Annotated in this window: 9 protein-coding genes; 4 read left to right on the top strand and 5 right to left on the bottom strand. The window is 64.3% G+C overall.

What is annotated here, in order from left to right:
- Window positions 1–7 precede the first annotated feature (7 nt).
- Window positions 8–640, bottom strand: a complete 633-nt coding sequence (locus AC522E_RS20905; protein WP_500748146.1) for a LysE family translocator — start codon at window positions 638–640, stop codon at window positions 8–10.
- 161 nt (window positions 641–801) lie between these two features.
- Here AC522E_RS20905 and AC522E_RS20900 point away from each other — a divergent pair, with 161 nt between their 5' ends.
- Entirely contained in the window at window positions 802–1,485 is a 684-nt protein-coding gene (locus tag AC522E_RS20900; RefSeq protein WP_500748145.1) for a carbonic anhydrase, read from the top strand.
- Window positions 1,486–1,606: 121 nt separating this feature from the next.
- The gene (locus AC522E_RS20895; protein ID WP_500748144.1) at window positions 1,607–6,097 is read left to right on the top strand and encodes a hypothetical protein; all 4,491 of its coding nucleotides are present in this window, start codon (window positions 1,607–1,609) and stop codon (window positions 6,095–6,097) included.
- A gap of 111 nt (window positions 6,098–6,208) precedes the next feature.
- On the opposite strand, the gene AC522E_RS20890 is transcribed toward AC522E_RS20895, so the two are convergent.
- Both AC522E_RS20890 and AC522E_RS20885 read right to left on the bottom strand, forming a co-directional pair.
- Entirely contained in the window at window positions 6,209–7,240 is a 1,032-nt protein-coding gene (locus AC522E_RS20890; protein ID WP_500748143.1) for an aspartate-semialdehyde dehydrogenase, read from the bottom strand.
- A gap of 255 nt (window positions 7,241–7,495) precedes the next feature.
- Window positions 7,496–8,005 carry a GNAT family N-acetyltransferase gene (locus AC522E_RS20885; protein ID WP_500748142.1) on the bottom strand — a complete coding sequence of 170 codons (510 nt, stop codon included), beginning with the start codon at window positions 8,003–8,005 and terminating at the stop codon, window positions 7,496–7,498.
- Window positions 8,006–8,118: 113 nt separating this feature from the next.
- Here AC522E_RS20885 and AC522E_RS20880 point away from each other — a divergent pair, with 113 nt between their 5' ends.
- Window positions 8,119–8,916 carry a hypothetical protein gene (locus tag AC522E_RS20880; protein ID WP_500748141.1) on the top strand — a complete coding sequence of 266 codons (798 nt, stop codon included), beginning with the start codon at window positions 8,119–8,121 and terminating at the stop codon, window positions 8,914–8,916.
- Here the strand turns inward: AC522E_RS20880 and AC522E_RS20875 are convergent.
- Window positions 8,894–10,015 (bottom strand): sulfite oxidase, encoded by a 1,122-nt coding sequence (locus tag AC522E_RS20875; protein WP_500748140.1) that lies wholly within the window; start codon window positions 10,013–10,015, stop codon window positions 8,894–8,896. The two genes, AC522E_RS20880 and AC522E_RS20875, sit on opposite strands and share 23 nt — an antisense overlap.
- A gap of 154 nt (window positions 10,016–10,169) precedes the next feature.
- Between AC522E_RS20875 and AC522E_RS20870 the strand changes: the two genes are divergently transcribed.
- A complete protein-coding gene (locus AC522E_RS20870; protein ID WP_500748139.1) occupies window positions 10,170–10,520 on the top strand; it encodes a hypothetical protein in 351 nt (116 codons plus the stop codon).
- Between the two features lie 47 nt (window positions 10,521–10,567).
- Here the strand turns inward: AC522E_RS20870 and leuB are convergent, their stop codons facing one another.
- On the bottom strand, window positions 10,568–11,674 hold the full coding sequence (leuB, locus tag AC522E_RS20865) for a 3-isopropylmalate dehydrogenase (RefSeq protein ID WP_500748138.1): 1,107 nt from the start codon (window positions 11,672–11,674) through the stop codon (window positions 10,568–10,570).
- Window positions 11,675–11,747 lie beyond the last annotated feature (73 nt).

Below are 11,747 nucleotides of genomic sequence, written 5' to 3'. Positions count from 1 at the left end.
AGGCTCTCTATTTCTTGGCCTGAACGGCCATCTGCACCGCGAGCCCTCCGAGCACCGTGCCCATGATCCAGCGCTGCGCGAGCACGCAGCGCGGATGGCCTGCCAGGAAGAGGGCAACCGTTCCCGCGGTGATCGCGATCAGGGCATTGACCGAGATGCTGATCGCGATCTGGGTCGTTCCGAGCAGGAGGGACTGGCCGAGCACGTTACCCCGGGCCGGATCGATGAATTGCGGCAGCAGCGAGAGATAGAGCATCGCGGCCTTCGGATTCAGCAGATTCGTGACCAGCCCCATGGTGAAGAGCTTGCGGACGCTGTCGCGCGGAAGGTCGCGCACCTGGAAGGGCGACCTGCCGTTCGGCCTGAGGGCCTGCCAGGCGAGGTAGAGAAGATAGGCGGCACCGGTCAGCCGCAGGGCGTCGTAGGCATAGGGCACCGCGAAGATGAGCGAGGTGATGCCCAGGGCCGCACAGAGCATGTAGAAGATGAACCCGAGCGCCACGCCGCCGAGGGAGATCAGCCCGGCCATGCGTCCCTGACAGATCGAGCGCGAGATCAGGTAGATCATGTTGGGTCCGGGCGTCAGGACCATGCCCAGGGCGACCAGAGCGAAAGCCAGGATTGTCGTCGGTTCGACCATGGTTGCCTCCGCGGAAAACTGGAAATTTTCATGGCATGCCCTGCGCGGGCGGAAAAGATCTGGCGCCGCATTCTCAACATGTTGCGGGACCGGAAACCGCGAAAGTTGCCAACATCGCCGCAATGGGACTAGGAAACGAGTGTTGGAAAAGGAGTGTGCCCGTGTTTCCGCAGCGTCTGACCGATGGCTATCGTGCCTTCCTCGATGAGCGTTTCTCCCGGGAGAAGGGGCGATACGAGACGCTTGCCGAACAGGGGCAATCCCCCGAAATCCTGATCATCGGCTGCTGCGACAGCCGCGTCTCGCCGGAGGTGATCTTCGATGCGATCCCGGGCGAGCTGTTCGTGGTCCGCAATGTCGGCAATCTCGTCCCCCCCTACGAGACGGGGGGTGATTATCACGGCACCTCCGCCGCCCTCGAATTCGCGGTGCAGGCCCTGCGCGTGAAGCACATCGTGATTCTGGGGCATGCGCGCTGCGGCGGCATCCGCGCCTTCGCCGACGACACGGCGCCGCTCTCGCCCGGCGATTTCATCGGCCGCTGGATGAACCTGATCGCGCCCGCCGCCGAGCGGATCGGCCCGCGCGGCACTACCGATTTTTCCGACTACCTTGCGCGCCTTGAACTCGCGGCCATCGAGAACAGCCTCAACAACCTGATGACGTTCCCCTGCGTGCGTATCCTCGTGGAACGCGGCAAGCTGCAGCTCCACGGTGCCTTCTTCGGGGTCGCCTCGGGCGTGCTGATGGTGCGCGACCCGGAGACCGGGGAGTACAAGTCGATGGCAGAGGACCTGCCGCAGCGGGTCTCCATGTTCAGGGCCCGCCGTGTCGATGCGCCCTGACGGCGCGGCCTTGCCAGACCGCGCTTCCGTTGGGGGACCGCACTCCGTTTATTCCTAGACTGTTTAGAGATTGACGACCTGAAGACATGTAATAACATGTCATGAAATTCAGGGGGCCGTCATGTCTACGTTAGTCGTTTCAAACGCACGAACCACGGAAGTCTATCTCGATCCGACAACGTCCACCGACCTTCAGGTCACAGCGGGCGGATCCATCGTCACGACCAACCCGGCGATTTCCGGGGAAGCGGGATCAACGGTCGTTATCGACGGTACGGTCCGCTCGCAAATGGACGCGATCGAATTCGGGCCGGGCAATTGCGCCATCGCCGTCGGCAGCACCGGCACGGTCCGAGGAAGCTTCAACGGCATCACCCTCGGCGACGATTTCAACGTGGTGATGAACAACGGCCAGATCTCGGGCTCGCTGACATTCTCCAACTGCGCGGCCATCTATCTCGACGGCTCGGACAATCATATTTTCAACGGCGGGATCCTGTCCGGCTTCTACGGCATCCGCGGCGATGGAAATCAAGGCAACGGCAATCTCAACCACATCGCCAGTTCCGGCAGGATCGAGGCGACCGACACTGGCATCCGTCTCACCGGCATCTCCGGTCTCGTCCCCGCCGCCACCGCGACCCCCGACAGCCCCTACGGCGTTTTCAACAGCGGCATAATCGTCGCGGGCGTAACGGGGATCTTTGTCGAACTGTCGGGCAACGTGACCAACAGCGGTCTGATCCAGGCCGGCAGCGTCGGCGTGAGCTTCGGGGCCGGCGACGCGTTCTTGAGCAATACCGGGACGATCGCCGCACAGACGGCCGTCTCGGGCTCCTTCGACCGGGACACCTTCCTCAACCAGGGAATCGTCCAGGGCGCTATCCTGCTCAACGACGGCGATGACCTCTACGATGGGCGCACCGGGACGGTGACCGACGTCATCGACATGGGGAGAGGAAACGATGTCGCCTATGGCGGTGCCGGCATCGAGATGCTGATCGGCGGCGACGGCAAGGATTCCCTGTTCGGCAATGGCGGTGACGACGGCCTCGTCGGAGGCCTCGGGCACGACTATCTGGATGGGGGCGCCGGAGCCGATGACATGGAGGGCGGCGACGGCGACGATACCTACGTGGTCGACGATGTCGACGACGTCGTGACGGAAGGTCTCGATCGGGGCAGCGACAGCGTTTATACGTCGATCTCGTACACCCTCGGCACCAACCTGGAAAATCTCGTCCTAACCGGTTCCGCGCAGATCAACGGCGCCGGCAACGAGCTCGCCAACACCATCCTCGGCAACGACGGCAACAACATCCTCGACGGAGGCGCAGGCGCCGACATCCTCGCCGGCGGCGCGGGCAACGACACCTATCTCGTCGACGACGCCGACGACGTCGTGACGGAGGCCGCGGATGAAGGCACGGACACGGTGCGCGCCGTGGTCTCCTATTCGCTCGCCGCCCATGTCGAAAACCTCGTTCTGGCCGGGACGGCTCATATCAGCGGAACCGGCAACGACCTCAGCAACACGATGACCGGGAATGACGGCGACAACCTCCTCGATGGCGGTGCCGGAGCAGATATCATGCAAGGGGGCGCCGGCAACGATACCTATCTCGTCGACCATCTCGGAGACCTCGTGATCGAATCGCGGGGCAACGGAACCGATACGGTCCGCTCATCGGTGAACTTCGCGCTCGGTGCCAATGTCGAAAACCTGATTCTTGTCGGCACTGATCACGTCAGCGGCACCGGCAACGATCTCGCCAACACGATCAACGGAAACGACGGCGACAACCTGCTGGATGGAGGAACGGGCGGCGACGCTCTCGCAGGCGGTCTCGGCAACGATACCTACATCGTCGATGACGTGAGTGATCAGGTGAGCGAAGGGCTGGACGCTGGCACCGATTCGGTCCGCGCCTCCATCTCCTTTACGCTCAGCGACGACGTCGAGAACCTCGTCCTGACCGGAACGACGGACCTTGCCGGCACCGGCAACATCCTGGCGAATGCGATCACAGGCAATAGCGGGAACAACACTCTCGAGGGCCGCGGCGGCGACGACCTCATCGACGGCGGCAGCGGCCTCGACCGGGCCGTGTTCTCCGGGTCGAAGGCCGATTACGTCGTCACCCGAAAGGCGGATGGCAGCGTCGAGATCCACGACAGTCAGGCCGGGCGCGACGGAACCGATACACTGCGCGGCATCGAGTTCCTGCAATTCGCGGACGGCACCGTCGCGCTGCCGGGCAATCCGCCCGGAGCGCCGACCGTGCAGGGGGGCGTGAAGGCGATCAGTGAGAATGCCGAGCGCTTTGCGTTCGTCGCGACGGTCCAATCGGCAGGCATGGCGGCCGGCGACGTGACCTATTCCCTCGCGACGAATCCCGGCGACAAATTCATGGTCGACGGGACGACGGGCACCATCAGTCTCGTCGGCGACGTGGACTATGAGGCTTCGGCGACGGCGGACCCGGACCTCCAGACCGAATTCGCCGGCACGCCCCAGGAGCGCAAGTTCTATCTGGTGCAGGTGAAGGCCACGGAGAACGTGAGCAACTGGTCCTCCGGGGCGACGACCGTGAAAATCTATGTCAACAACGTGAACGAGGCGCCGACCGGCCTCAGCTTCACCAACACCGCCACGACCGCGACGATCAATGAAGGCGCGGCCGACGGTGATGTTGTCGGCGTCCTTCAAGCCTTCGACCCCGAAGGCGATACCCAGTTGATCTACGCCTTCGATACCAGCGGAAACGGCGGCTCGAGCGGCGCGGGCAATGCGGGCGGACGGTTCAAGATCGAGAACGGCCAGCTGAAGGTGGCGGCGCTCTCGGACATCACCAAGCCCGAGACCTACACGGTCACCATCAAGGTTACGGACAAGAACGGCGGACCGGGCGCGGTCTCGGCCTACAAGGATTTTCTCATCACGGTGAATCCGGCGGGAGAAAATGCGGCGCCGAGCTTTGGCGTCGTCGGCAATCCCGCAACCCCGGCCACCGATACCGGCCCCGCCGTGAAGCCCTTCATGGGCGTGACCCTCTCGGATGCGGACAACGACACGCTCACCCTCACGCTCTCGTTCACGAACGCAGATGGCGCGCTGGGACACATCGACTCGACCGCAACCGTGACGGTGAACGACCCGGACCCCGCCGCGGCCACCCGCGTCATCACCCTTACAGGCAAGGCCTCTGATCTGCAGGCCTTCCTCGACGAGGTCACCTTCGATCCAACCAACAGCACCGCGAATTCCGGCACGCTCACGACGCAGTTCTCCTTCACGCTGAAGGATGATTCCCACAATGAGAGCGCCCATCCGGATGCGGTGCAGGTCGTCACGACCATTGCCGACAAATCGGCCAATGCGGCGCCGGTGATCGGCAATGCCGGCAGCGCGGACAATCCGATCGTCAAGGCGATCATGGACACGCAAACGGTCAATCCCTTCTCGGGCGTGACCGTGACCGATACGGACAGCACCATCGTGACTGCGACCGTCGCGCTCGATGCGGATTCGAAGGGAGCCTTCGTCGCCACGAGCCTGAACGGCTTCGCCTATGATGCCCAGGCCCACGCCTATACGATGACCGGTACGGCGGCAGCCATCCAGAATGCCCTGCAGGGCCTCATCTTCGATCCTACGGACAGGCCCGATGCCGCGGTGGCCGACAGGGAGACGACCACCTTCACCCTCACCGTTGCGGATGACGAAGGAGCATCGGCCACCAGCGGCTTCATCAAGGTGGAGGCCGCCGCGGCAAACCGCGGCCCATCCGGCCTTGCCCTCGCCAGCTTCGCAGCGGCGGAATATGCCTTGTCCGGAACCGTGGTTGGGACACTCGGCGCCTCCGACACCAATGCCGGGGATCAGCTCACCTATACCCTGCTCGACACTGCCGGCGAGCGTTTCAAGCTCGTCGGCAATCAGCTCCTCGTCGACAATGGCTTCCGCCTCGATTTCGAGCAGGCCACCTCCCACACGGTCACCGTGCAGGTCATGGACGGGCATGGCGCCGCCGCGATCCGGGCCTTCACCGTCGGCGTCGCCGACGTGGCGCGGGAAATCACCTCCGGCAGTACGGAGGACGATGTGTTCAAGGCGGGCAAATACAATGACAAGCTCTTCGGCAATCTCGGCAACGACAAGCTCTATGGCGGTGCCGGCAATGACATCCTGAAGGGCGACCTGGGCAACGACATCCTCTTCGCCGGCGCCGGCAAGGACACGCTGACCGGTGGCAAGGGCAAGGATATCTTCGTGTTCGACACGAAGTTCAACCGCAAGACCAATCTCGACAAGATCACGGACTTCAACGTCAGGGACGACACGATCTGGCTCGACAATGCCCTGTTCAAGGCGAACAAGGCGCTCTACGCCGCCACCAAGAAGGGCACGGAGACGAAGCCGCTCAAGCTCGCCAAGAAGTTCTTCACCCTCGGCGACCACGCCAAGGACGCCAACGACTATCTGGTCTACGACAACAAGAAGGGGGCCTTGTACTACGACGCCGATGGCTCCGGCGCCAAGGCGGCGATCGCGATCGCCACCCTCAAGAAAGGCCTCAAGATGACCGAGAAGGACTTCTTCATCGTCTGAGGTTGCCCGCCGCTGCGCAAAAGAAAATGGCCGGAAAATTCCGGCCATTGAAATGCAGTGCGACCGACCGAATGCCTGAGCGGCTTTGCCTTTCCGACCGATGAACCGCGGTCAGGCCGCCTTCTTCTTCGAAGGCAGGAGGTTGCGGTTCGCCATCGCTTCCGCGATCTGGATCGCGTTCAGGGCCGCACCCTTGCGCAGGTTGTCCGAGACGCACCAGAAGGCGAGGCCGTTCTCGACCGTGATGTCCTCGCGGATGCGGGAGATATAGGTGGCGTCCTCGCCGGCGGCTTCGTGCGGCGTGATGTAGCCGCCGGGCTCGCGCTTGTCGATGACCACGATACCGGGAGCCGAGCGAAGAATGTCGCGGGCTTCGTCCGCCGTGATCGGCTTCTCGAATTCCACGTTCACCGCCTCGGAATGGCTGATGAAGACCGGCACGCGCACGCAGGTGGCGGTGAGCTTGATCTTCGGATCGAGGATCTTCTTGGTCTCCGCCATCATCTTCCACTCTTCCTTCGTGAACCCGTCCTCCATGAACACGTCGATCTGGGGGATCAGGTTGAAGGCGATGCGCTTGGGAAACTTCTTTTCCTGCACGTCCTGGAGGGAATAGAGGGCCTTGGTCTGGCGGTCGAGCTCGTCCATGCCGTCCTTGCCCGCGCCGGAAACCGACTGGTAGGTCGCCACCACCACACGCCTGATCGTCGCGCGGTCGTGCAGCGGCTTGAGGGCAACCACGAGCTGGGCCGTGGAGCAGTTCGGATTGGCAATGATGCCCTTGCGCATCTCGCGCACGGCCTCGGCATTGACCTCCGGGACCACCAGCGGCACGTCCGCGTCATAGCGCCAGGCGGAGGAGTTATCGATCACCACCGCGCCCTGGGCGGCGATCTTGGGCGACCATTCCTTCGAGACCTCGCCGCCCGCCGACATGAGGCATAGATCGACATCGGAGAAATCGTAGGTATCGAGCGCCTTGGTCTTCAGCGTCTTGTCGCCGTAGGAAACCTCCGTTCCCTGGCTGCGGCGGGAGGCGAGCGCCACCACCTCATCGGCCGGAAAGGCCCGCTCGGCGAGGATGCTGAGCATCTCGCGGCCCACATTGCCCGTCGCGCCAACAACGGCGACCTTGTAACCCATTGGACTTCTCCTGTTTTCACTCTCCCCGGAGATCTTGAGAACCCGTTTCGGGTATCGCCTCTCGCCCCGAGGGGAGAGAGGACCGGGGACGACGAGGCTTAGGCGGCCGTTTTCGCGGCCGTCGTGACGGTTTTCGTTTTGCTCGTCGTGGTGAGCAGCGTCATTGCCATCGTCCATTGCAGGGCCCGCTTGCCGGGCCGAAGCTCGTTTCAGCAACACATCAAAGCCGAAGCGCCGTCAAGTTATTCTTGCGAATCAAGCCTGCGGAACCGCCTCCCCGGCCGCCTTGTCGAGAAAGAACCGGTAATAGACCTTGTCCTGCCTTGCGCCTCCGAGCGTCTCGTAGAACCTCTGCGCCCCGGCATTGCCGCTGTCGGTCGTCAGGTCGATCCGGGTGATCCCGCGCGAACGGGCGAAGTCCGCGAGCCATGCCATCAGCGCCGCCCCGGCCGCCTGGCCACGCGCCTCCTCGACGACGAAAAGCTCCTTGAGGAACAGAAGCCCGCCAAGCCTGAAGCCCGGCCGCAGCAGGGCAAAGCATGCGAGACCGATGGCCCGCCCTTCCCGGAATGCGAGGGCATAGCGGGTCCCCTCCTCCGTTTGCATGGAATGCCGCACCATGGCGAGCGTAGCGTCCCGGTCCGAGCGGTAGCCGTCCTTGGCATAGTGCGCATCGATCGCGCCGATCAGGGCGGCAACGGTTGGGGCGTCGTCGCTCTCCGCGAGACGAATGCTGACCGGAAGACGGGAAGAGGTCGTCGACATGGCAGGCACTGGTAACCCTTGATTCAGGATGCTGAACGAAAGCTTTCGAACGCGCGCGGATGCTACGGTAGAACAATCCCCTGCGGAAGACCTCCGCCTGGGACTGGAGCATCATGGCAAGGGCGATCGACCCTGACTGGGATGACGACGACCTGCTCGACCATCGGGACGAGCAGCCGGCGTCACGTTCCCGGTCCCGGCTGCCCTGGCTGCGGATGTCCCTGCTGTCCGGGCTCAGCATCGCGGTCCTGGTCTATTTCGCCCGCCACGACGGGCCCTCGATGCCCTCGGGCGAGCCGAAGGATGTCCCGGCCTCGGTCCTTGTTGCACCGCCGCCGATGTGGCGGCCTCTGCCGCAGGCCGGACCGGTCTATGGCCTCGACAAGGCATTTGCCCCGGCGACCTTCGTCGCGCGTCAGCACAGGTCCGGTGCGCGGGAGGACACGCTCGTGCTCGGACAGGTCGGCCACGCCCGCCACGCCCGGGTCAGCCTCGTCCAGGGCCTCGCGGAAAACGCGACGCGCAGTTTCTTCATCGACATCGTCCGCCGGGCCGCTGAGGCCGGCCTTTCGGTCGTCCGCAATGCGCAGAGCCGGATGGCGGCGACCAAGTTCGGGCCCGTGGAAATGGCGGAGGTGACCCTCGCAGGCGCGACCGAGCAGACATGCCAGGCCTTCCGCTTCGCGGATCCCGAATCGAAGTTCGGCTTCCAGGGCTGGCTCTGCGGCAGCGATCCGCAGAGCATCGACCCGGTGCAGACCGCCTGTTTCATCGACAGGCTGTCCCTGGCAAGCGCCGAGAATGCCACCCTGAAAGGCCTTTTCGCGCGCGCCGAGCGCAATCGCACCGATTCCTGCACGCAGGCCGCCCGTACGGCCGCCGCCAGCGTCAGGCCGCCACTCCGACCCTGATCGCAACCCGGTGGACGGCGTTGCAGCCGTAACCGTTCGGGTTCCAATTGTCCGGGAGGAGCGGCTGCGTGCATCCGGCCGAATCCGTGGCGCGGGCCCAGATCTCGTAGGACCCATCGGCCGGAACAGGGAGTTCCGCCGACCAGCGCGTCCAGTCGTAGCGGTTGCGCAACGGCGCCAGCGCCGCATGGACCCAGGTTTCGCCCCGGTCGAGGGAGAGCGAGACCCGCGAGACCGTATCGTCCCCGGCCCAGGCGGCTCCGCGCAATGCAACCCGATCCGTCCCTGCCGGATAATATGCGCCGTCCGCAGGGAAGGTGATGATGCTGCGCACGGGCATGGATTCGAGGATCCGCAACGGGACCCCCTCCCCACTCGACCCGGGCGGGATCGTATCCACGGGAACTCGATAGGACAGTCCGGTCATACCGGGCCCGTCGTGTTCCCGGTCGCGGATCCAGATCCGCCTCAGCCATTTCTGGCTGAGCGATCCCGGCCATCCCGGCACGACGAGGCGCAGGGGGCCGCCATGGAGCAGGGGCAGAGGCTCGCCATTCATGGCGAAGGCGAGGAGTGTGTGCTCCTCCAGGGCCTTTTCCAGCCGCATGCCCCGGGAGATTGACGGCGTGTCGCGGCTCCCGGTCCTGTCGGGATCGGCGCCGTAATGGGCCGTATAGATCGCGGAAGGCTTCAGTCCCGCTGCGCGCAGGACATCGCCGAGCGATATGCCGGTCCATTCGGCGCAGCCGACACCGCCGTTGGTCCAGGGATTGCCTTCGGCCGGCGGGTCGAAGAAGGCGCGGCCATTGCCGCCGCATTCCAGGACCATGCGGAAGGTCTTGACGGGGAAGCGCCGCTTCAGTTCGGCAAGAGTGATATGGATCGGGTTGTCGACTTCGCCGTCGATCGACAGGCTCCAGTCCTCCGGCGTCTCTCCCACCTCCGGTACGAGACCGTTATTGCGGACGAAGAACCGGGTGATGGGCGTCGTTTCATCGTCGAGGCCTTCCTCTGGAGTCTCGGCCACGAGGGGAGTCCGGCCAAGGAGGGACAGGCGATCCTTCGCCTTCAGTTCGATGATGTCGTCGTGTCGGTCCAAACTTCGTCCTTCCTCACGGCGCACGCCGAAAGACCCAGCCACCAAAGCGGAACAATTTAAGCGACCGGGCCATTTTTCCAAGTATCCGCCGAATTCGAGGAAAGGCGCGGGCGGAGCAGAATGGCGCCTTTGCTGACGGCTACGTTGGAGATTGATGATGCGCCGCTTCGTCACCCTCGGTTTGGCATCCCTGGCTGCGGCCGCCGCCTTTTCGGCCACGGCGCAGGCGCAGAATAGAGATCGCCCCCTCACCTTCCGGGTCACGCCCCGCAGCTTTCTCGATCCGGGAAACGTCGTAGCGCCCGGCTCGATCAATCCCGGCTATACCGGCCGGGGGCAGACGCAATCCTATCTCCTGAGCCCGCCCTATGCGCCGGAGGGAGGGCGCTTCGGATCGGCCAATCTGCCCGACCCGATTACGAACGGCCCCTTCGTCGGTGCGCGGAATCCGTTCCCGCCGCTCGATTTCAATCCAAACATCGAGTCGACGGGCTCCATCCGCTGAAGATGGCCGGGCGGCGATCTCCGCCGCCACGGCCAATTCCGGAGAGGTTACGACAGCGCGCTCAGTTCCTTCACGATCGCGTCGCCGACGTCCTTCGTGCCGACGGCATTGGCGCCGGGGGCCGCGATGTCCTTCGTGCGCGTGCCGGAGGCCAGCACATTGGCGATGGCCTTCTCGAGAAGGTCCGCCGCCTCGATGAGGCCGAAGGAATAGCGCAGGGCCATGCCGAAGGAGCCGATCATGGCGATGGGATTGGCGAGTCCCTTGCCGGCAATGTCGGGAGCGGAGCCGTGGACAGGCTCGTAGAGCGCCTTGCGGCTGCCGGTTTTCGGATCCACAGCACCGAGGGACGCCGAGGGCAGCATGCCGAGCGAACCCGTCAGCATCGCGGCGATGTCGGACAGGATGTCGCCGAACAGGTTGTCGGTGACGATCACGTCGAACTGCTTCGGATTCCGCACGAGCTGCATGGCGCAGTTGTCCGCGAGCACGTGCTCGAGCTGCACATCCGCGAACTCGGCCTTGTGGAGCCGCGTGACGATCTGGCGCCAGAGCACGCCGGTCTTCATGACGTTGCTCTTCTCGGCAGAGGAGACCTTGTTGCGGCGCTTCTTTGCGAGGTCGAAGGCGACGCGGGTGATGCGTTCGATTTCGCTCGTCGTATAGATCTGCGTGTCGACGGCGCGCTGCTGGCCGTCCTCGAGGGTCACCAGCTCCTTGGGCTCGCCGAAATAGACGCCGCCGGTCAGCTCGCGCACGATCATGATGTCGAGCCCTTCCACCACCTCGCGCTTGAGGGAGGAGGAATCGGCCAGCGCCGGATAGCAGATCGCCGGGCGGAGATTCGCGAAGAGACCCAGGTCCTTGCGCAGGCGCAGGAGGCCGGCTTCGGGCCGCACGTTGTAGGGAACGCTGTCCCATTTCGGTCCGCCGACAGCGCCGAAAAGGACCGCATCGGCCGCTTGCGCGCGCTCCATCGCGGCCTCCGAGATCGAGGCGCCGTGGGCATCATAAGCAGTCCCGCCGACGAGATCCGTCTCGGTTTCGAAGCCGATGCCGTTCTTGGCGAACCAGCCCACAATCTTCTCGACTTCGTGCATGACCTCCGGACCGATGCCGTCGCCGGGGAGAAGGAGAAGCTTGTGCGTTGCCATGATGCGGTTTCCTCGCTCGAAAATGGATCGTCCTGCCCGGCACCCTGCCGGGCAGTCCTGTCTCGTCCGGCCG

It is taken from the genome of Microvirga sp. BF8, from assembly GCF_059888585.1.
Note: the sequence above shows the minus strand (reverse complement) of the source record. Positions and strands in the feature narration are given on the sequence as shown.